Annotated in this window: 24 protein-coding genes and 1 pseudogene; 7 read left to right on the top strand and 18 right to left on the bottom strand. The window is 42.6% G+C overall.

The features are described 5' to 3' along the window. Positions 1 to 51 precede the first annotated feature (51 nt). From HT728_RS02010 to rpmB, 3 genes are all read right to left on the bottom strand, one after another. On the bottom strand, positions 52 to 1,719 hold the full coding sequence (locus tag HT728_RS02010) for a DAK2 domain-containing protein (protein WP_173233490.1): 1,668 nt from the start codon (positions 1,717 to 1,719) through the stop codon (positions 52 to 54). 2 nt (positions 1,720 to 1,721) lie between these two features. After that, on the bottom strand, positions 1,722 to 2,087 hold the full coding sequence (locus HT728_RS02005) for an Asp23/Gls24 family envelope stress response protein (RefSeq protein ID WP_050089938.1): 366 nt from the start codon (positions 2,085 to 2,087) through the stop codon (positions 1,722 to 1,724). 154 nt (positions 2,088 to 2,241) lie between these two features. Next, positions 2,242 to 2,430, bottom strand: a complete 189-nt coding sequence (rpmB, locus tag HT728_RS02000) for a 50S ribosomal protein L28 (RefSeq protein ID WP_001140948.1) — start codon at positions 2,428 to 2,430, stop codon at positions 2,242 to 2,244. A gap of 204 nt (positions 2,431 to 2,634) precedes the next feature. On the opposite strand from rpmB, the pseudogene HT728_RS01995 reads away from it, so the two are divergent. Next, positions 2,635 to 2,796, top strand: a pseudogene (locus tag HT728_RS01995) (ISNCY family transposase); the annotation flags it as partial. Positions 2,797 to 2,834: 38 nt separating this feature from the next. On the opposite strand, the gene HT728_RS01990 reads toward HT728_RS01995, so the two are convergent. Both HT728_RS01990 and HT728_RS01985 read right to left on the bottom strand, forming a co-directional pair. Next, complete coding sequence (locus HT728_RS01990) at positions 2,835 to 3,260, bottom strand: glycosyltransferase (RefSeq protein WP_225904793.1); 426 nt, start codon at positions 3,258 to 3,260, stop codon at positions 2,835 to 2,837. A 420-nt stretch (positions 3,261 to 3,680) separates the two neighbouring features. Then, the gene (locus HT728_RS01985; protein ID WP_173218060.1) at positions 3,681 to 5,225 is read right to left on the bottom strand and encodes a peptide chain release factor 3; all 1,545 of its coding nucleotides are present in this window, start codon (positions 5,223 to 5,225) and stop codon (positions 3,681 to 3,683) included. A gap of 212 nt (positions 5,226 to 5,437) precedes the next feature. On the opposite strand from HT728_RS01985, the gene gatC reads away from it, so the two are divergent. The 6 genes from gatC (at position 5,438) to nusB (ending at position 10,169) form a co-directional block, all read left to right on the top strand. Beyond that, entirely contained in the window at positions 5,438 to 5,740 is a 303-nt protein-coding gene (gene gatC / locus HT728_RS01980; protein ID WP_173233489.1) for an Asp-tRNA(Asn)/Glu-tRNA(Gln) amidotransferase subunit GatC, read from the top strand. Continuing rightward, complete coding sequence (gene gatA, locus HT728_RS01975) at positions 5,740 to 7,206, top strand: Asp-tRNA(Asn)/Glu-tRNA(Gln) amidotransferase subunit GatA (protein WP_173217929.1); 1,467 nt, start codon at positions 5,740 to 5,742, stop codon at positions 7,204 to 7,206. Before gatC ends, gatA begins: the two co-directional genes overlap by 1 nt. Further along, entirely contained in the window at positions 7,206 to 8,648 is a 1,443-nt protein-coding gene (gene gatB, locus HT728_RS01970) for an Asp-tRNA(Asn)/Glu-tRNA(Gln) amidotransferase subunit GatB (protein WP_173217931.1), read from the top strand. Before gatA ends, gatB begins: the two co-directional genes overlap by 1 nt. Before the next feature lie 131 nt (positions 8,649 to 8,779). Then, positions 8,780 to 9,340, top strand: coding sequence for an elongation factor P (gene efp, locus HT728_RS01965; protein ID WP_000568643.1), 561 nt, complete (start codon positions 8,780 to 8,782; stop codon positions 9,338 to 9,340). 21 nt (positions 9,341 to 9,361) lie between these two features. Further along, complete coding sequence (locus HT728_RS01960) at positions 9,362 to 9,751, top strand: Asp23/Gls24 family envelope stress response protein (protein WP_000510575.1); 390 nt, start codon at positions 9,362 to 9,364, stop codon at positions 9,749 to 9,751. Further along, complete coding sequence (gene nusB, locus HT728_RS01955) at positions 9,744 to 10,169, top strand: transcription antitermination factor NusB (RefSeq protein WP_173217933.1); 426 nt, start codon at positions 9,744 to 9,746, stop codon at positions 10,167 to 10,169. Before HT728_RS01960 ends, nusB begins: the two co-directional genes overlap by 8 nt. Positions 10,170 to 10,389: 220 nt before the next feature. Here the strand turns inward: nusB and HT728_RS01950 are convergent, their stop codons facing one another. From HT728_RS01950 to HT728_RS01890, 13 genes are all read right to left on the bottom strand, one after another. Next, positions 10,390 to 11,157: an acetyl-CoA carboxylase carboxyl transferase subunit alpha gene (locus HT728_RS01950; RefSeq protein ID WP_173217935.1), complete on the bottom strand. Its 768-nt coding sequence runs from the start codon at positions 11,155 to 11,157 to the stop codon at positions 10,390 to 10,392. After that, positions 11,154 to 12,020, bottom strand: a complete 867-nt coding sequence (gene accD, locus HT728_RS01945) for an acetyl-CoA carboxylase, carboxyltransferase subunit beta (RefSeq protein WP_173217937.1) — start codon at positions 12,018 to 12,020, stop codon at positions 11,154 to 11,156. The genes HT728_RS01950 and accD overlap by 4 nt, the downstream gene beginning before the upstream one ends. 36 nt (positions 12,021 to 12,056) lie before the next feature. Next, complete coding sequence (gene accC, locus HT728_RS01940; RefSeq protein WP_173233488.1) at positions 12,057 to 13,424, bottom strand: acetyl-CoA carboxylase biotin carboxylase subunit; 1,368 nt, start codon at positions 13,422 to 13,424, stop codon at positions 12,057 to 12,059. Positions 13,425 to 13,435: 11 nt separating this feature from the next. Beyond that, positions 13,436 to 13,858 (bottom strand): 3-hydroxyacyl-ACP dehydratase FabZ, encoded by a 423-nt coding sequence (fabZ, locus tag HT728_RS01935; protein ID WP_173233487.1) that lies wholly within the window; start codon positions 13,856 to 13,858, stop codon positions 13,436 to 13,438. Then, positions 13,855 to 14,340, bottom strand: a complete 486-nt coding sequence (accB, locus tag HT728_RS01930; protein ID WP_173233486.1) for an acetyl-CoA carboxylase biotin carboxyl carrier protein — start codon at positions 14,338 to 14,340, stop codon at positions 13,855 to 13,857. The genes fabZ and accB overlap by 4 nt, the downstream gene beginning before the upstream one ends. A 2-nt stretch (positions 14,341 to 14,342) precedes the next feature. Then, entirely contained in the window at positions 14,343 to 15,578 is a 1,236-nt protein-coding gene (fabF, locus tag HT728_RS01925) for a beta-ketoacyl-ACP synthase II (protein WP_173233485.1), read from the bottom strand. A 21-nt stretch (positions 15,579 to 15,599) separates the two neighbouring features. After that, positions 15,600 to 16,331, bottom strand: a complete 732-nt coding sequence (fabG, locus tag HT728_RS01920) for a 3-oxoacyl-[acyl-carrier-protein] reductase (RefSeq protein ID WP_173233483.1) — start codon at positions 16,329 to 16,331, stop codon at positions 15,600 to 15,602. Between the two features lie 40 nt (positions 16,332 to 16,371). Beyond that, on the bottom strand, positions 16,372 to 17,295 hold the full coding sequence (gene fabD / locus HT728_RS01915) for an ACP S-malonyltransferase (protein ID WP_173233481.1): 924 nt from the start codon (positions 17,293 to 17,295) through the stop codon (positions 16,372 to 16,374). Next, on the bottom strand, positions 17,288 to 18,262 hold the full coding sequence (fabK, locus tag HT728_RS01910) for an enoyl-[acyl-carrier-protein] reductase FabK (RefSeq protein WP_112444397.1): 975 nt from the start codon (positions 18,260 to 18,262) through the stop codon (positions 17,288 to 17,290). Before fabK ends, fabD begins: the two co-directional genes overlap by 8 nt. A gap of 117 nt (positions 18,263 to 18,379) precedes the next feature. Further along, complete coding sequence (locus tag HT728_RS01905; protein ID WP_000257838.1) at positions 18,380 to 18,604, bottom strand: acyl carrier protein; 225 nt, start codon at positions 18,602 to 18,604, stop codon at positions 18,380 to 18,382. A 58-nt stretch (positions 18,605 to 18,662) separates the two neighbouring features. Beyond that, a complete protein-coding gene (locus HT728_RS01900; protein WP_164226999.1) occupies positions 18,663 to 19,637 on the bottom strand; it encodes a beta-ketoacyl-ACP synthase III in 975 nt (324 codons plus the stop codon). Continuing rightward, positions 19,637 to 20,071: a MarR family transcriptional regulator gene (locus tag HT728_RS01895; RefSeq protein WP_164227000.1), complete on the bottom strand. Its 435-nt coding sequence runs from the start codon at positions 20,069 to 20,071 to the stop codon at positions 19,637 to 19,639. Before HT728_RS01895 ends, HT728_RS01900 begins: the two co-directional genes overlap by 1 nt. A gap of 93 nt (positions 20,072 to 20,164) precedes the next feature. After that, on the bottom strand, positions 20,165 to 20,950 hold the full coding sequence (locus HT728_RS01890) for an enoyl-CoA hydratase (RefSeq protein ID WP_164227001.1): 786 nt from the start codon (positions 20,948 to 20,950) through the stop codon (positions 20,165 to 20,167). Positions 20,951 to 21,042: the final 92 nt, after the last annotated feature.

Here is a 21,042-nt window from a genome sequence, read left to right as displayed (position 1 = left end):
TTCATTTACTAAAAAAGAAAAAAGAACCGATTTCTCAGTCCTTCATTAATCTTATTCCACACTAAATAGGTATGGATAAACAGGTTGTTGGCCTTGGTGAATCTCGACTTCAAGGTCTTCGAATTCTTCTGCGATTTCTTGAGCAATTTCATTGGCAAGTTCTTCGCTTCCGTCTTCACCGACATAGAAGGTTACGATTTCACTATCTTCATCCAACATATGTTTCAAGGTTTCTGTCAAGGTTTGGTGCATGTCAGGGTTTGACACGAGAATTTTCCCATCCACCATACCAAGATTATCGTTTTCATGGATTTCCAAACCATCAATGGTTGTATCACGTACAGCTGTTGTGACGCTTCCGCTAACGACATCGCTAAGAGCAGCTGTCATACGCTCTTGGTTTTCTTCGATGGACTTGCTTGGATCAAAAGCAAGAAGACTTGTCAAACCTTGAGGAAGAGTACGAGCTTCTACCACTACTGCTGGTTGCTCCAAAACTTCTGCTGCAGATTGAGCTGCCATGAAGATATTTTTGTTGTTTGGCAGGAAGATGATGTTACGAGCGTTGACCTGTTCAACAGCCTTGATAAAGTCTTCAGTTGAAGGGTTCATAGTTTGACCACCTTCGATAACATAATCCACACCTTGAGAACGGAAGATATCTGCTAGACCTTTACCAGCCACTACAGCAATCAAAGCATACTCTTTTTCTTCAGCAGGCTTGCTAACTTGAGTAGCTTCTTTCTCAACCTGTGCTTCGTGTTGGTTGCGCATATTGTCAACTTTTACCTTGACCAAGCTACCATATTTGAGTCCTTCTTGCATAACAAGTCCTGGATCTTCTGTATGAACATGGACTTTGACGATTTCATCATCATTGACAACGAGGAGAGAGTCTCCAAGCTCATTCAAGTAGTTACGGAATTCGTCGTAGTCAAAATCTTTAGCATAGGTTGGACCTTGTTTAAGAGCTACCATGATTTCAGTACAATAACCAAATGTGATGTCCTCAGTCGCTACATGACCAGCCACAGACTTATGATGCTCTGCATTGATCATCTCACTCATGTTGGCAGGAGTCGCTACAAAGTCCTCAGATGCAATATATTCGCCAGTAAGGGCTGAAAGGAAACCTTCGTAGATGAAGACCAACCCTTGACCACCTGAGTCCACAACGCCAACTTCCTTCAAGACTGGAAGCATGTCTGGCGTTTTAGCTAGAGCTGTTTTAGCACCTTCTAAAGCTGCACGCATGACTTCAACAGCGTCATCTGTTTGCTCAGCTTTTTTCTTAGCACCGATAGCAGCACCACGAGAAACTGTCAAAATCGTTCCTTCAACTGGCTTCATCACTGCCTTATAGGCAACTTCCACACCTGATTGGAAGGCAAGGGCCAAGTCTTGACCTGTTAACTCGTCTTTATCCTTGATAGCTTGTGAAAATCCACGGAAAAGCTGAGATGTAATAACTCCTGAGTTCCCACGCGCACCCATCAAAAGACCTTTGGCAAGAATGCTCGCTACCTCGCCAACTGTAGAAGCTGGCTTGTCTGCAACTTCTTTGGCTCCATTTTCAATGGTCATCCCCATATTTGTCCCAGTATCTCCATCTGGAACTGGAAAGACGTTTAATGAATTGACATATTCAGCTTGCTTATTCAAGCGAGTTGATGCAGCCTGCACCATTTCTTGAAATAAGCTAGTAGTAATTTTTGACACGGTTATTCTCCTACAACTTTGATATTTTGAATGTAGACATTTACAGTCTGAGCAGTAATTCCAAGCTGGTTTTCCAAGCTAAAGGCAACACGCTCTTGAATGTTTTTTGACACTTCACTAATCTTTGTTCCGTAGCTCAACACGGTATACACATCAACTGCAATGCTGCCATCTTCGGCTGCCTTTACGACGACACCTTTGGAATAATTTTCCTTACCTAGAAGGGCTTGAAAATTATCTTTGAGGGCATTTTTACTAGCCATACCGACCACACCAAAAATCTCAGTTGTTGCACCGCCTACGACAGTTGCAATCACTTCATCTGTTAGTTCGATTTGACCATCTTTTGTATTGATTTTTACAGTCATCCTTTTTACCTCAACTAGTTGATACTCTATTTTATCATATTTCAGCCCGAGTGTAAAAGCAGAATAGTGTATCAGCGGATATTTACTCTGCTTTTAAAATGATTTTTTCACTCTGACAAAAGAAAAAGACCCTGAGGTCTCCTTACTTTTATTATTAAACGCGTTCAACTTTACCTGATTTCAAAGCACGAGCTGAAGCCCAAACTTTTTTAGGTTTACCATCGATAAGAACAGTAACTTTTTGAAGGTTTGGTTTTACGGCACGTTTTGTTTGGTTCATCGCGTGTGAACGGTTGTTTCCTGATACAGTCTTACGACCTGTAAAGTAACATACTTTAGCCATTTGTGTTTTCCTCCTATTAGATCTAATATAGCGGATGTGCTAGCACCACATACCGTACTATGTTATCACACTTTCTTCATTTTTGCAAGGGAATTGGAAGATTTTTTTATTTATTGTGATTCGAATGTGATAATGTCTTTAGTAAATCGAACGTGAAAATGTCTCATTTGATAGAATAGTCATATGAAAAGGATCCAACTAAATATGAATGAAACGAAAAAATATCTTGTGATAACAGCTATTGCCCAATGAAAAAAAACAAAGAAACGAGCCTGTGTCGAACTCAATCTTTCTGAAAGACAAATCAATCGTCTGCTACTGGCCTATCAACCGAAAGGAAAAGAATCCTTCAGACACGGAAACAGAGAATTGGAAGATTTTTTATTTGTGTCTTAAATCAGATCTTACGTGACATTTTCTGCTCTCCACATGTCATTGTTAATTAACAAAAAACCAGCATTGAAAATAGGTGTATAAAAATCATCTCTAACTGCTACTAAGGAGATGCCTGTCAAGTCCAAGTCCCACAGCTCATCTATCTGTTTTCTTACGATAATATCCGAGTCTAAATACAGTACACGAACCTCACTTACATACTTAGGGATAAAATACCTAAATAAGGGAGCGTAAGAAAGTCCCTCAAAAGGGAGACGATAACCTTTCAGAATCCTACTGTTAATCTGAACGTTCACAATCTCACTGTTCAAAGTTTCTAGTCTTTTCTCCATCACTTGGAACCATTCTCGTGGAAGATCATCATTAAAAATATAAAACTTCCGATTATCATGATGAACACAAAGAGATTTTATCGTAGTCTCAACTTTATTCATACTGAGCATTACCTGCGCCTAAGATAATCGCTTTTTTCTCTTCTTTCACTCTTTATCTCATTTCTTTTTATTCCCATCATATGTTTCTACGTAACCATTATTTTCGCCCATTCGTTCGTAAAACCATACCAGTGGAAATTTTAATTGAAGTCCCATTACGGTTTACGATTTTCACATTACGACACGAAGAGATGAAAACAATCTTTTTTCGCCGATGAGTTAGTAAGGCAATTAGCTAGGCAGCTTCCTTCCCATTATGACGGCAAAGCGTTTTGGTAAGGCTATCTTTTACACTACGACACTGAGTTTTACAAATCGATTCCATTTGTAAAACTCAGTTAGTGAGGCAGTTAGCTAGTTCGCCAAATAGCGACTAGCGTCCAACAATTTGGAACTTTAGTTCCAATTGTTGGTACTGAGTCACATTTTCTCTTCCAACTCTACATCTGGATACTTGTCTGCAAACCAACGGAGGGCAAAGTCATTTTCAAAGAGAAAGACTGGTTGGTCGAAACGGTCTTTGGCCAAGATATTTCGGCTTGACGACATGCGTTCATCCAAGTCCTCAGGCTTGATCCAACGAACGGTCTTTTTACCCATTGGGCTCATGACAACTTCTGCATTGTACTCGCCTTCCATGCGGTGTTTAAAGACTTCAAACTGGAGCTGACCAACAGCTCCCAGCATATACTCACCTGTTTGGTAATTCTTATAAAGCTGAATGGCACCTTCTTGCACCAATTGCTCGATTCCCTTGTGGAAAGATTTTTGCTTCATGACATTCTTAGCAGATACTTTCATGAAAATTTCAGGTGTAAAGGTTGGTAGGGGTTCAAATTCAAATTTGTTTTTGCCAACTGTCAAGGTATCTCCAACTTGATAAGTACCTGTATCGTAAACACCGATAATATCACCTGCTACAGCGTTGGTTACATTCTCACGACTTTCAGCCATGAACTGAGTGACATTCGAAAGTTTAGCCCCCTTACCAGTACGAGGCAGGTTGACACTCATGCCACGCTCAAATTCACCTGATACGATACGGACAAAGGCAATACGGTCACGGTGACGAGGGTCCATGTTGGCTTGGATTTTAAAGACAAATCCTGAGAAATCCTTGTCGTACGGATCCACAACTTCACCGTCTGTTTTCTTGTGTCCATGTGGTTCTGGAGCAAACTTAAGGAAAGTCTCAAGGAAGGTCTGAACACCAAAGTTTGTCAAAGCTGAACCGAAGAAGACAGGTGTCAATTCTCCAGCAAGGATAGCTTCCTCTGAAAACTCATTTCCAGCTTCATTTAAAAGCTCAATATCATCCTTGACTTGCTCGTAGAAAGGATTGCTACCAAAAAGCTTGTCCCCATCTTCAAGACTAGCAAAACGTTCATCCCCTTTATAGAGCTCCAAGCGTTGGTTATAGAGGTCATACAAGCCTTCAAAAGCTTTCCCCATCCCGATCGGCCAATTCATAGGGTAGCTAGCAATGCCCAAGACTTCTTCCAACTCTTGCAAGAGGTCTAGTGGCTCACGACCGTCACGGTCTAGCTTGTTCATAAAGGTAAAGACTGGAATACCACGGTGTTTGACAACCTCAAACAACTTCTTAGTTTGGGCCTCGATACCCTTGGCAGAGTCCACGACCATGACCGCAGCATCCACCGCCATCAAGGTACGATAAGTATCTTCTGAAAAGTCCTCATGCCCTGGCGTGTCGAGGATATTCACACGCTTGCCATCGTAGTCAAATTGCATCACAGATGAAGTAACCGAAATCCCACGTTGTTTCTCGATATCCATCCAGTCAGACTTGGCAAAAGTCCCTGTTTTCTTTCCTTTTACGGTACCAGCTTCACGAATCTCACCCCCAAAGTAAAGCAACTGCTCAGTGATGGTTGTTTTCCCTGCGTCTGGGTGGGAGATGATGGCAAAGGTACGACGTTTCTTAATTTCTTCTTGAATATTCATAATTTCTCTTTCTTTGATTCTCTATTTTTCTTGTTTCGATAGCTAAGAATGATTTTTACATTGGATTTTACCATTCCTTTCAACACTCCATTATATCGGATTTTAGCATTTTTTTCAATTTCTATTTCTTTTCACTTCCCCCTCCCTTATTTATAGGAAAATATGGTAAAATAGAACAGACTAAAAATCATCATTTCACGAAAGGATGCAAGATGAAAATTACGCAAGAAGAGGTAACACACGTTGCCAATCTTTCAAAATTAAGATTCTCCGAAGAAGAAACTGCTGCCTTTGCGACTACCTTGTCTAAAATTGTTGACATGGTTGAGTTACTGGCCGAAGTTGACACAACTGGTGTTGCACCTACTACAACCATGGCTAACCGCAAGACTGTACTCCGCCCTGATGTGGCCGAAGAAGGAACAGACCGCGATCGCTTGTTTAAAAACGTACCTGAAAAAGACAACTACTATATCAAGGTACCAGCTATCCTAGACGATGGAGGAGATGCCTAATGACTTTCAACAATAAAACCATTGAAGACTTGCACAATCTCCTTGTCTCTAAGGAAATTTCTGCAACAGAATTAACCCAAGCAACGCTTGAAGATATCAAGTCTCGAGAGACAGCTATCAACGCTTTTGTCACCATCGCTGAGGAGCAAGCCCTTGCGCAAGCTAAGGCTATTGATGAAGCTGGAATTGATGCTGATAATGTCCTCTCAGGGATTCCATTGGCTGTTAAGGATAACATCTCTACAGACGGTATTCTCACAACTGCAGCCTCAAAAATGCTCTACAACTATGAGCCAATCTTTGACGCAACAGCCGTTGCCAATGCAAAAGCTAAAGGCATGATTGTTGTTGGGAAAACCAACATGGACGAATTTGCCATGGGTGGTTCAGGCGAAACTTCTCACTATGGTGCCACTAAAAATGCTTGGGACCAGACCAAGGTTCCTGGTGGTTCATCAAGTGGTTCTGCTTCAGCCGTAGCCTCAGGACAAGTCCGCTTGTCACTAGGTTCTGATACTGGTGGTTCTATCCGCCAACCTGCTGCCTTCAACGGAATCGTTGGTCTCAAACCAACCTACGGAACAGTTTCACGTTTCGGTCTCATTGCCTTTGGTAGCTCATTAGACCAAATCGGACCTTTCGCACCAACTGTTAAGGAAAATGCCCTCTTGCTCAACGCTATTGCCAGCGAAGACGCTAAAGACTCTACTTCTGCTCCTGTCCGAATCGCCGACTTTACTTCAAAAATCGGTCAAGACATCAAGGGCATGAAAATTGCTTTACCTAAGGAATATCTAGGCGAAGGGATTGACCCAGAGGTTAAGGAAACCATTCTGAATGCAGCCAAACACTTTGAAAAATTGGGTGCTATCGTCGAAGAAGTCAGCCTTCCTCACTCTAAATACGGAGTTGCCGTATACTACATCATCGCTTCATCAGAAGCTTCATCAAACTTGCAACGTTTTGATGGTATCCGTTACGGCTACCGCGCAGAAGATGCGACTAATCTTGATGAAATCTATGTAAACAGCCGTAGCCAAGGTTTCGGTGAAGAAGTGAAACGCCGTATCATGCTAGGTACTTTCAGCCTTTCATCAGGTTACTACGATGCCTACTATAAGAAGGCTGGACAGGTCCGTACCCTCATCATTCAAGATTTCGAAAAAGTCTTCGCGGATTACGACTTGATTTTGGGTCCAACTGCTCCAAGTGTTGCCTATGACTTGGATTCACTCAACCACGACCCAGTTGCCATGTACTTGGCTGACCTCTTGACCATCCCAGTCAACTTGGCAGGACTTCCAGGGATTTCGATTCCTGCTGGATTCTCTCAAGGTCTACCTGTCGGTCTGCAATTGATTGGTCCTAAGTATTCTGAGGAAACTATTTACCAAGCTGCTGCTGCTTTTGAGGCGACAACAGACTACCACAAACAACAACCCGTGATTTTTGGAGGTGATAACTAATGAACTTTGAAACAGTCATTGGACTTGAAGTCCACGTAGAGCTCAACACCAATTCAAAAATCTTCTCACCCACTTCTGCCCACTTTGGAAATGACCAAAATGCCAATACAAATGTGATTGACTGGTCTTTCCCAGGAGTTCTGCCAGTTCTCAATAAAGGTGTTGTCGATGCCGGTATCAAGGCTGCTCTTGCCCTCAACATGGACATCCATAAAAAGATGCACTTTGACCGCAAGAACTACTTCTACCCTGATAATCCTAAAGCCTACCAAATTTCTCAGTTTGATGAGCCAATCGGTTATAACGGCTGGATTGAAGTCAAGCTAGAAGACGGTACGACTAAGAAAATCGGTATCGAACGTGCCCACCTAGAAGAAGACGCTGGTAAAAACACCCACGGTACAGACGGCTACTCTTACGTTGACCTCAACCGCCAAGGGGTGCCATTGATTGAGATTGTATCTGAAGCTGACATGCGTTCTCCTGAAGAAGCCTATGCTTATCTAACAGCCCTCAAGGAAGTTATCCAGTACGCTGGTATTTCTGATGTTAAGATGGAAGAAGGTTCGATGCGTGTGGATGCCAATATCTCTCTTCGCCCTTATGGTCAAGAGAAATTCGGTACCAAGACAGAGTTGAAAAACCTCAACTCCTTCTCAAACGTTCGTAAAGGTCTTGAATACGAAGTTCAACGCCAGGCTGAAATTCTTCGCTCAGGTGGTCAAATTCGCCAAGAAACACGCCGTTACGATGAAGCTAACAAAGCAACCATCCTCATGCGTGTCAAGGAAGGGGCTGCAGACTACCGCTACTTCCCAGAACCAGACCTACCTCTCTTTGAAATTTCAGACGAGTGGATCGAGGAAATGCGGACAGAGTTGCCAGAGTTTCCAAAAGAACGCCGTGCGCGTTATGTATCTGACCTTGGTTTATCAGACTACGATGCTAGCCAGTTGACTGCAAACAAAGTCACTTCTGATTTCTTTGAAAAAGCTGTGGCTCTCGGTGGCGATGCTAAACAAGTTTCTAACTGGCTTCAAGGAGAAGTCGCTCAATTCTTGAATGCTGAAGGCAAGACACTGGAACAAATCGAGTTGACACCAGAAAACTTGGTTGAAATGATTGCCATCATCGAAGACGGAACTATCTCATCTAAGATTGCCAAAAAAGTCTTTGTCCACCTAGCTAAAAATGGCGGTGGCGCGCGTGAATACGTGGAAAAAGCAGGCATGGTTCAAATCTCAGATTCTGAAATCCTGATCCCAATCATCCACCAAGTCTTTGCCGATAACGAAGCTGCTGTTGCCGACTTCAAGTCAGGCAAACGTAACGCAGACAAGGCCTTCACAGGATTCCTTATGAAAGCAACCAAAGGCCAAGCCAACCCACAAGTTGCCCTTAAACTACTTGCACAGGAATTAGCGAAGTTGAAAGAAGATTAATATGTAAAAGAAACCAGCCCTGAGGTTGGTTTTTTTCTCCCCTACCATCTCCCAATAACTATTTTGGCTTTATTTCCAGAAGATTTTATGGTAAAATGAAGAGTAATAATATTTATTAAAGAGGTAAAAACATGATTGAAGCAAGCAAATTGAAAGCTGGTATGACATTTGAAACTGCAGACGGAAAATTGATCCGCGTTTTGGAAGCTAGCCACCACAAACCAGGTAAAGGAAACACGATCATGCGTATGAAATTGCGTGATGTCCGTACTGGTTCTACATTTGATACAAGCTACCGTCCAGAAGAAAAATTCGAACAAGCTATTATCGAAACTGTTCCAGCTCAATACTTGTATAAAATGGATGAAACTGCCTACTTCATGAACACTGAAACTTACGACCAATACGAAATCCCAGTCGTAAACGTTGAAAATGAATTGCTTTACATCCTTGAAAACTCTGATGTGAAAATCCAATTCTACGGAACTGAAGTAATCGGTGTAACTGTACCAACTACTGTTGAATTGACAGTCGCTGAAACACAACCATCTATCAAAGGTGCTACTGTTACAGGTTCTGGTAAACCAGCAACTATGGAAACTGGACTTGTTGTCAACGTTCCTGACTTCATCGAAGCTGGACAAAAATTGATCATCAACACTGCAGAAGGAACTTACGTTTCTCGTGCCTAATCTCTAGAAAGAGGTCATTCTATGGGAATTGAAGAACAATTTGGCGAAATCGTTATCGCTCCACGTGTACTTGAAAAAATCATTGCCATCGCAACTGCTAAAGTTGATGGTGTCCACTCATTTTCAAATAAATCCGTATCTGATACCCTATCAAAACTCTCTCTTGGTCGCGGCGTCTACTTAAAAGAAAGCAATGAAGAGCTAACTGCTGACATCTACCTCTACCTTGAGTACGGTGTGAAAGTACCAAAAGTGGCTCTTGCTATTCAAAAAGCAGTCAAAGATGCTGTCCGAGATATGGCTGATGTGGAACTTGCTGCTGTCAACATCCATGTTGCAGGAATCGTTCCAGATAAAACACCAAAACCTGAGTTGAAAGATTTATTTAACGAGGACTTCCTCAATGACTAGTCCATTATTAGAATCTAGACGTGAACTTCGTAAATGTGCTTTTCAAGCTCTTATGAGCCTTGAATTCGGTACAGATATGGAAACAGCTTGTCTCTTTGCCTACACGCATGACCGTGAAGATGCAGATGTGCAAATCCCTGCCTTTCTTCTAAACTTGGTTTCTGGTGTTCAAGCTCAGAAAGACGAGTTGGATAAACAAATCAACCAGCACCTCAAGTCAGGCTGGACAGTTGAACGCTTGACCTTGGTCGAAAAAAACTTACTACGCTTAGGTATCTTTGAAATCACATCATTTGATACACCTCAGCTAGTAGCAGTCAATGAAGCCATTGAACTCGCTAAGAATTTTTCAGATCAAAAATCAGCCCGCTTTATCAACGGACTGCTCAGTCAATTCGTAACTGAAGAAAATGAATAATCGAAAAGGTGTTTGGTCTTCCAAGCACTTTTTTACTTTCCCCTCTGCACAGAGTAAGAACCACATAAAAACTAGAACTGGCAGTCAGTTCTAGTTTTTGCGTATTCTAAAGAATTATACTCAATGAAAATCAAAGAGCAAACTAGGAAGCTAGCCGTAGGCAGTACTTGAGTACGGCAAGGCGAAGCTGACGTGGTTTGAATTTGATTTTCGAAGAGTATTAGTATTTTCTAAACCGTTGATAGCGCTCTTCCAACAACTCTTCTAGCGGTTTTTGTGAAAGTAGAGCTAGCTCAGCTTGGAGTTCTTTTTTAACATTCTTAATCAGTTCTTTACTAGAAAGTCCTGCTTCAGAAATCACCTTGTCCACCACGTCCATTTCTAACAGTTCATGCGAAGTGATTTTCATCAGTTCTGCCGCTTCCATGGCACGACTGCCGTCCTTCCATAGAATGGAAGCAAAGCCTTCTGGACTGAGAATGGCATAGATAGAATTTTCCAGCATCCAGACACGGTCTGCGACTGCCAAAGCCAGAGCACCACCTGAACCACCTTCACCGATAATGATAGCAATAATAGGAACTTTCAGGTCACTCATTTCCATGAGATTGCGAGCAATAGCTTCTCCCTGTCCACGTTCTTCCGCGCCGACACCAGGATAGGCACCTGCTGTATTGATAAAGGTCACAACTGGACGACCAAACTTTTCAGCCTGTTTCATCAAACGTAGTGCCTTGCGGTAGCCTTCTGGATGCGGTTGACCAAAATTCCGCTTGAGGTTATCTTGTAAACTCTTGCCTTTTTGGATACCAACCACTGTTACAGCTTGATCACCAAGCCAGCCAATACCACCAACAACTGCACCATCATCACGAAAAGAACGGTCACCGTGTAATTGGATAAAGTCATCAAAAATGCCTGTCGCAAAGTCCAAGGTTGTCAAGCGACTCTGCTCACGCGCTTCTCTGACTATTTTTGCAATATTCATCTAGGACCCCCTCCGTGCAATCTGACTAGGCTAGCAATGGTATCTGGCAAGTCTCTTCTTTTGACAATAGCATCCACAAAGCCATGTTCCAATAGGAATTCTGCCTTTTGGAAATCCTCAGGCAAGCTTTCACGAACCGTATTTTCAATGACACGACGCCCAGCAAAACCGACCAAGCTCTGTGGTTCAGCCAGAATAATATCGCCTTCCATAGCGAAAGAAGCTGTCACACCACCTGTCGTTGGATCTGTCAAAATGGTCAGGTAAAAGAGACCTGCATTTGAATGGCGTTTAACTGCTGCAGAAATCTTAGCCATCTGCATGAGACTCATGATTCCTTCCTGCATACGGGCTCCACCAGAGGCTGTGAAGAGGATAACTGGCAATTTTTCAACAGTCGCATACTCAAACAAGCGAGTGATTTTTTCCCCTACAACCGTACCCATAGAAGCCATGATAAAGTTGGAATCCATAATCCCAAGAGCCACAGTCTGACCCTTAATAAGAGCAGTTCCTGTCACAACGGCTTCATCCAGCCCTGTTTTTTCACGCATAGTTGCTAGTTTCTTTTGATAACCAGGGAAATGCAAGGGATCCTTGCTTTCAATCCCTGTAAACAATTCCTTGAAGGTTCCCATATCAATCGTCAAAGCCAAGCGTTCTTGAGCAGAAATACGAAAAGTGTAGCTACAGTGCGGACAGATACGCTCACTTCCCAGATCCTTCTGATAAATGGTATACTTACAGCCTGGACACTGGGAGAATAATTCATCTGGAACCTCTGGCTTAGCTTGAGGTTTTTCCCTAACCGAACGATTGGGATTGATTCGAATATACTTATCTTTTTTACTAAATAGAGCCATTAATTCCCCTTTTCGGTTTAAACTCTTGAAGTCATTTTATTCTTTTTCTTGATATTTGGGTAAGAAGGTTTCCATCAAGAAGGAAGTATCGTAATCTCCAGCAATGACATTGCGATCTGAAATGAGGTCAAGCTGGAAATCTGCATTGGTCTGCACCCCTTCAATCTCTAATTCATAGAGGGCACGTTGCATTTTCATCAAGGCATCAAAACGATTTTCACCGTGAACGATGATTTTGGCAATCATACTATCATAATAAGGCGGAATGGTATAACCTGGATAAACTGCTGAATCCACGCGCAAGCCAACTCCTCCACTTGGAAGATAGAGATTGGTGATCTTACCTGGACTTGGAGCAAAGTTAAAGGCTGGATTTTCTGCATTGATACGACACTCGATGGCATGACCGCGTAGGACAATATCTTCTTGCTTAACAGACAGGGGCTGACCTGCTGCAATGCGAATCTGTTCCTTAACGATGTCAACACCTGAAACAAACTCTGTTACTGGATGCTCTACCTGAACACGTGTATTCATTTCCATGAAATAGAAATTGCCACTGGCTTCATCAAGAAGAAACTCAATGGTCCCTGCATTTTCATAGCCAACAGACTCTGCAGCTCGAACAGCTGCAGCACCGATTTCATGGCGCAACGTTTTTCCGATTGCAATCGAAGGGCTTTCTTCTAAAACCTTTTGGTTATTCCGTTGAAGAGAGCAATCCCGTTCCCCCAAGTGAATTACATGTCCATGCTCATCTCCTAGGATTTGAACCTCGATGTGACGAGCTGGATAGATGACCCGTTCTATATACATGGCACCATTGCCATAGTTGGCCTTGGCCTCACTAGAGGCAGTTTCAAAGGCTGAAACGAGGTCCTCTGGTTTTTCAACCTTACGAATCCCTTTACCACCTCCACCTGCTGAAGCCTTGAGCATGACAGGGTAGCCGATTTTTTCAGCAACAATCAAAGCTTCCTCAGAGTTATGCACTTCTCCATCTGAACCTGGAATGACAGGCACACCTGCTTTTATCATCTGAGCACGCGCATTGATTTTGTCTCCCATCATATCCATGACATGACCAGATGGGCCGATAAACTTAATCCCCACCTCTTCACACATGGTTGCAAATTTGGAATTTTCACTGAGAAATCCGAAACCTGGGTGAATGGCTTCTGCCTCAGTCAAGACTGCAGCTGATAGAACCGCATTGATATTAAGATAAGACTCTGTTGCCTTGCCCGGACCGATACAAACTGCTTCATCTGCCAAAAGCGTATGAAGGGCTTCCTTATCAGCAGTTGAATAAACCGCCACCGTCACAATCCCCAATTCACGCGCAGCACGGATAATACGAACTGCAATTTCACCACGATTGGCAATTAAAATTTTTCGAAACATGGAGAACCTCCTTAGTTCCCAATTGCAAAGGTAAGAGTACCACTGGCCGCAAGCTTGCCATCCACTTCAGCCTTTGCTTCAACCACGGCAATGCTACCGCGACGTTTTACAAAAGTCGCTGTCATAACCAATTGATCGCCTGGCACAACTTGCTTCTTAAATTTAACCTTGTCCATACCAGCATAAAAGACCAGTTTACCTTTATTTTCAGGTTTTGATAACTCCAAGACACCAGCTGTTTGCGCCAAGGCTTCCATAATCAGAACACCTGGCATAACTGGGTATTGAGGAAAGTGGCCGTTAAAGAAAAGCTCATTGATGGTCACATTTTTGATGGCAACAATAGTGTCCTCGCTCACTTCCAAGACACGGTCTACTAGGAGCATAGGATAACGGTGGGGAAGGGCTTCTTTGATTCCTTGAATATCGATCATTTGATACGTACCAATCCTTTACCAAACTCAACCATTTCTTCGTTAGAAACGAGAATTTCCGTTACCACACCATCCTTAGGAGCTGGGATTTCATTCATGACTTTCATGGCTTCGATAATGAGCAATGTTTGACCTTTTTTAACACTATCACCAACTGTTACAAAGGCAGGTTTATCTGGACCAGCAGCCAAGTAAGCCACCCCAACAAGTGGGCTCTCTACAAGATCTCCCTCAGCAACTACACTTGCTTCAGCTGGCACCGAAGTTTCTTCCACTACAGTTTCTGCTGGAGCAGATGTAGGAGCTACTGGACCCGGTGTTGCTAGAACGGGTGCTGGAACGACTTGAGGTACAGCTTCAGACACCAGTCTCGCTTCATTCTTGCTAAACTCCAACTCATCCGTCCCATTCTTATAAGAAAATTCTCTCAAACTTGATTGGTCAAATTGAGCCATCAAGTCTTTAATATCGTTTAAATTCATACTTATTTATTCTCCCAACGTTTGAAAGCAAGAACTGCATTGTGGCCACCAAAGCCAAAAGTATTTGAAATAGCGTATGGAATTTCTTGCTCCAAGCCTTGTCCATAAACAACATTGGCTTCGATATAATCTGATACTTCACTTGTTCCAGCTGTCATTGGTACAAAGTTATGACGCATAGCCTCGATGGTGACGATAGCTTCTACTGCACCCGCAGCCCCCAGCAAATGTCCTGTGAAAGACTTGGTTGATGATACAGGTACTTCCTTACCAAGAACAGCTACGATAGCACCACTTTCTCCTTTTTCATTAGCAGGAGTTGACGTTCCGTGAGCATTGACATAGGCTACTTGTTCTGGAGAAATCTCAGCTTCTTCCAAGGCTAGTTTGATGGCCTTGATAGCTCCCTGACCTTCTGGATGTGGTGAAGTCATATGGTAGGCATCACAGGTATTTCCGTAACCAACCACTTCAGCAAGGATAGTAGCCCCACGTTTTTCAGCATGTTCAAGACTTTCAAGAACCAACATCCCTGAACCTTCTCCCATGACAAAACCATTTCTGTCCTTATCAAATGGGATAGAAGCACGAGCTGGATCCTCTGTAGTAGAGAGAGCTGTCAAGGCTTGGAAACCTGCAATAGCAAAAGGGGTAATAGAAGCTTCTGAACCACCTACCAACATAACATCTTGGAAACCAAATTTAATCGAGCGGAAGGCATCCCCAATCGCGTCATTTGATGAAGCGCAGGCAGTATTGATAGATTTACAAACACCGTTTGCTCCAAAACGCATAGCAACATTTCCTGAAGCCATATTTGGCAAGGCTTTTGGAAGAGTCAATGGTTTCACACGTTTTGGCCCTTTTTCGTTGAGACGAAGCACTTGATCTTCAATTTCCTTGATTCCACCAATACCAGAGGCAACGATAACACCAAAACGATCCTTGTCAAGAGCCTCTACATCCAAATTAGCATGGTTGACAGCTTCTTGGGCTGCATACAAGGCATATAAAGAATAGTTATCGAAACGATTGGTATCTTTCTTCACAAAGTATTTATCAAAAGGAAAATCTTGGATTTCTGCTGCATTATGCACATCAAAGTCACTATGATCAAATTTTGTAATTTGACCAATTCCGATTTTTCCAGTTGTCAAACTATTCCAAAATTCTTCTGGTGTATTTCCGATTGGAGATGTCACTCCATAACCTGTTACTACTACACGATTTAGTTTCATCTTTTTTACCTCTAGCTTCTGCTACATACTGAGGCCACCATCAATGGCAACCACTTGACCAGTTAGATAATCTTGGCCTGCTAAAAATACTGTCAAATCTGCAACCTGTTCTGCCTGCCCAAATGCTTTCATAGGAATTTGCGCTAGCATGGCATCTTTTACCTTGTCTGATAGAACAGCTGTCATATCGGACTCAATCATTCCAGGTGCAATAGCATTAACCCTGATATTGCGATTGGCCACTTCACGCGCCACAGACTTGGTAAAACCAATCAAGCCAGCCTTAGAAGCAGCATAGTTAGCTTGACCGATATTTCCCATCAAACCAACAACACTAGACATATTAATGATAGCACCTTCTCTGGCTTTTATCATCGGTTTCAAGACTGATTGTGTCATGTTAAAGGCACCAGTCAGATTCACTTTAAGCACTTTTTCAAAATCTGCTTCTGTCATCTTGAGCATCAGGGTATCTTGGGTAATCCCTGCATTGTTGACCAAAACATCTACTGAACCCAGCTCTACAATAGCTTGATCAACCATACGCTTAGCGTCTGCAAAATCTGACACGTCTCCTGATATAGGAACCACCTTGACACCATAGTCTGCAAACTCAGCGAGCAATTCTTCTGAAATGGCACCACGACTGTTTAAAACAATGTTGGCTCCTGCTTGAGCAAACTTGTGGGCAATGGCAAGACCAATACCACGACTCGAACCTGTAATAAAGATATTTTTATTTTTTAGTTGCATTCTTTTCTCCTGTTTCCTCTTATATTTGTGGAAGAAGGGATTACTCGTTTTCTAGCAAGGCTTCCAAACTCGCCTGATCTTCAACATTAGCTAGTTTAGCCGTTTTATCAATTTTTTTGACAAAGCCTGACAAGACTTTCCCCGGTCCAATCTCGATAAAGTTGGTTACTCCTGCTTCTTGCATAACTGCAATACTTTCATAAAAACGAACTGGTTCCTTGACCTGACGCGTCAAGAGTTGAGCAATGTCTTCTTTTTTCATAACTGTAGCTTCTGTATTGCCGACTAGGGGACAAGTGAAATCTGAAAAACTTACCTGAGCTAGAGTTTCAGCTAGTTTCTGACTAGCAGGCTCAAGGAGAGCGGTATGAAAGGGACCTGAAACCTTGAGAGGAATCAAGCGTTTAGCTCCTGCTTCCTGCAAGAGTTCAACAGCTCGGTCAACTGCAACCACTTCTCCACCAATCACAATTTGTGCAGGTGTATTATAGTTGGCTGGAGTAACCACTCCAAGTTCAGAAGCTTTTTGACAGGCTTCTTCAATGACCTCTACTGGCGTATTGAGAACTGCTACCATCTTTCCAGAACCAGCAGGAACTGCTTCTTCCATATAGGCGCCACGCTTAGCGATTAAGGCTACCGCATCTTCAAAATCCAAGGCGCCACTGGCCACCAAGGCAGAATATTCTCCAAGGGACAAACCAGCAACCATATCAGGCTGATAGCCCTTTTCTTGCAATAAACGGTAGATAGCAACCGAAGTCGCTAGAATAGCTGGTTGCGTATAGCGGGTCTGATTGAGTTTTTCTTCTTCTGTATCGATGAGATGACGCAAATCATAACCAAGAACCTGACTGGCTTGATCAATCGTTTCTTTGACAATCGGATACTGATCATAGAGATCCCGTCCCATCCCTAGATACTGGGCACCTTGACCAGCAAATAAAAAGGCTGTTTTAGTCATTTCTTACAACTCCTGCCCAACGAGAGGCTTCTTCTTGTATTTTCTTAGCTGCTCCATAGTACAAATCTTTTAGGATTTCTTCAACGGTTTCTTCTTTGGAAACAAGGCCTGCGATTTGACCTGCCATAACAGAGCCACCATCCACATCACCGTGAACAACTGCTTTGGCTAGGGCACCTGCTCCCATTTGTTCAAAAATTTCCAAATCAGGATTTTCTTGTTTAAAGGCATCTTTTTCAGCTTTTTCAAAATCACGAGTCAACTGATTTTTAATTGCACGAACAGCATGTCCAAAGTGTTGAGCTGAAATCGTAGTATCAATATCTCTAGCTTTTAAAATCTTGGCCTTGTAATTTGGATGGGCATTAGACTCTTTTGCAACGACAAAACGAGTTCCAACCTGAACAGCCTCTGCACCTAGCATAAAGCCAGCCGCAGCACCTTCACCATCCGCAATCCCTCCTGCCGCAATAACAGGGATAGATACAGCTGCCGCCACTTGACGCACCAAGGTCATGGTTGTTAATTTACCGATATGCCCCCCAGCTTCCATTCCTTCTGCGATAACAGCGTCCGCACCAATTTTTTCCATGCGTTTAGCTAGGGCAACGCTTGGTACAACAGGAATAACTGTAATCCCTGCTTCGTGAAAGCGTTCCATGTATTTACCAGGATTTCCTGCCCCTGTTGTAACCACTTTGACGCCTTCCTCGATAACGAGATCTACAATATCTTCCACAAAGGGAGACAAGAGCATGATGTTGACACCAAAGGGTTTATCCGTCAATGATTTAATCTTATCAATATTAGCCTTGACAACTTCTTTCGGGGCATTTCCCCCACCGATAATGCCTAGTCCCCCAGCCTTGGAAACAGCCCCTGCCAGATCACCATCAGCAACCCAAGCCATTCCTCCTTGGAAAATAGGATACTCAATATTCAATAATTCTGTAATACGCGTTTTCATAGTGCCTCCATCGTTTCTTGCTTACGTAATAGTTCGATACTGTCATAATTTGAAAATCAAACTATTGCCTAAACAAGAGGGAGCGGGTTTCCCTACTCCTTCTATCTTATATTCTTCTTATTTTGTTTGCTCTTCAACATAGGCAACCAAGTCACCAACTGTTTTCAAGTCATCTTCTGCTTCGATTTGGATATCAAAAGCATCTTCGATTTCTGAGATTACTTGGAACAAGTCCAATGAATCTGCGTCCAAATCATCAAAAGTTGATTCAAGTGTTACTTCTGATGCGTCTTTTCCAAGTTCTTCAACGATAATTTCTTGTACTTTTTCAAATACTGCCATGATAGGACTCCTTTAAAATAAATAGTTTTTTATAACAATGTGTTCACCACATGATTACCTAAATTGTAAGAATGAGCGTGCCCCAGGTCAAGCCTCCACCGAAGCCTGATAGCAGAACAGTCTGGCTACCATCTAAATGGATAAGACCATGTTCTACACACTCTGAAAGTAAAATCGGGATACTGGCTGCACTGGTATTGCCATATTCCATCATATTGGCTGGAAGTTTAGCTCGGTCGACACCGATTTTTCTAGCCATCTTATCCAAAATACGGTCATTGGCTTGATGCAGTAGCAGATAATCCAAGTTTGTCGCCTCTATAGGAGATTCATCAATAGTCTGCTTGATAGACTTGGCTACATCCCGAATGGCAAAATCAAAAACTGCGCGTCCATCCATCTTCAAAAATGAATCTGCATTTTCTTGATCTGAAAATGGAGAATGCAGACCTGAATGTCCGTAAGTCAGACACTCGCTACGACTTCCATCGCTATTGAGACTCTCCGCTAGGAAATGTTGCTTATCGCTAGCTTCTAACAAGACGCCACCAGCACCATCTCCAAACAACACAGCTGTTGATCGGTCTGACCAATCGACTGCCTTAGAGAGGGTTTCACTACCAATCACCAAGCCTTTTTGAAAGCGACCGGAAGCGATAAACTTTTCAGCAGTTGAAAGAGCAAATACAAATCCACTGCAGGCCGCGGTTAGGTCAAAAGCAAAGGCTTTTTTTGCACTAATATTAGCTTGAACACGAGCAGCTGTAGAGGGCATCATCGAATCTGGAGTAATGGTAGCTAGGATGATAAAATCCAGTTCCTCTCCTATTATTCCAGCTTTTGCCATCAGTTTCTTAGCAACTTCCGTAGCCAAATCACTGGTAGATTCTGTTCTTGAAATATGCCTTTGTCGTATTCCCGTCCGACTTGAAATCCACTCATCATTGGTATCCATAATCTGAGCCAAGTCGTGATTTGTAACCACTTGCTCTGGCACATAATGAGCAACCTGGCTTATTTTTGCAAAAGCCATTATTTCAAATCCTCCAAAAATTGATAAAGATTGGTCAAACCTTTGCTCATAACATCAATTTCTTCCTTACTCATACCATCAATGATTTTTTCAACCATGGCCTTGTGGAAGCGTCTATGCAGCCTATGAACCAAGCGACCCTTCTTTGTCAAATGTAGATGAACCACACGACGATCCTGCTCTGAGCGAATGCGTTCAATGTAACCCTTGCGTTCGAGATTATTCAAACTAGTCGTAACGGTCCCAAGAGTCACCATCAACTCTTTTGACACTTGACTTGGTGTCACGTCTGGGAATTTCCCAATCACATCAATCGTATGCATTTCTTTGATGGAGATATCCTTGAAACGACTACCTCTCAAGCTCACTTCCTCAATGACAAGGACATTGTTAAATATAGATGTTAAATATTCATTAATTCGTTGGTAGTCCATTTTTCATATCCCTCCTTCTCAAAAAAACTTTTACAATCAAAACATTTGACAAGAGAATTATATCAAAGTTCAAAGAATGATGCAAGTATTTTTTTATTTTCCTGTAAATTTAGGCCGTCTTCTCTCCGAATGAGCCCGAACTCCCTCTTTGAAATCCTCTGTTTGAGCTAAGGATTCCTGTAGATTCAGTTCTAAAGTAGCGTAATCCTGCCAGTCTTTAAATTGGCTCTCCCAAACCAACTTCTTAATGGCAGCATAGGAATTACTTGAACCACGTCTTAATTTTTTAAGAAGCTGTTCTCTCGTCTTTTCAAGTTTATCAGCTTCGGAAACACGGTAAACTAGCCCCCACTCCAGAGCTTTTTCTGCGGTCAAAGCCTCTCCTGTCATAGCTAATTGAGCAGCACGCGTCACACCGATACTGCGGCTCAAGAGATGAATCCCACCTGCATCTGGAGCCAAGCCGACGCCAACAAAGGCTTGGATAAACTTAGCCTTATCCGTCGCCAAACAGAAATCTGCCGCAACAGCCATATTCGCTGCGGCACCTGCAACAGCACCGTCAACTTCCATTAAAACAGGTTTAGCTATTTGCTTGATTTTATAGGAAATAGTATTGACCAATTCTGCGATTTTCGTCAATGATGGAATATCATCCTCATCCACTGCCCGCTTCATCTCTACCAAATCTCCCCCAACTGAGAAGACTTTGCCATTGGCATTGATTAAGATAAAATGCACAGCTGGATCCTCTTCTGCTAAAGTCAGCGCTTCTAAAATCTCCTCACACATGGGAATATGAAAACCATTTGCGACCTCAGGACGGTTCAAGGTAAGGATTGCCAAATCCTCTTCAAGCTGATAAATAATGTGTTCCATCTGGACTCCTTTTTATTTTATAAGCAGTTTATACTCTTCGAAAATCTCTTCAAACCACGTCAGCTTCGCCTTGCCGTAGGTATGGTTACTGA

The sequence above is a fragment of the Streptococcus sp. 544 genome (assembly GCF_013277385.1).
GTDB classification, from domain to species: Bacteria; Bacillota; Bacilli; order Lactobacillales; family Streptococcaceae; genus Streptococcus; species Streptococcus mitis_BA.
Note: the sequence above shows the minus strand (reverse complement) of the source record. Positions and strands in the feature narration are given on the sequence as shown.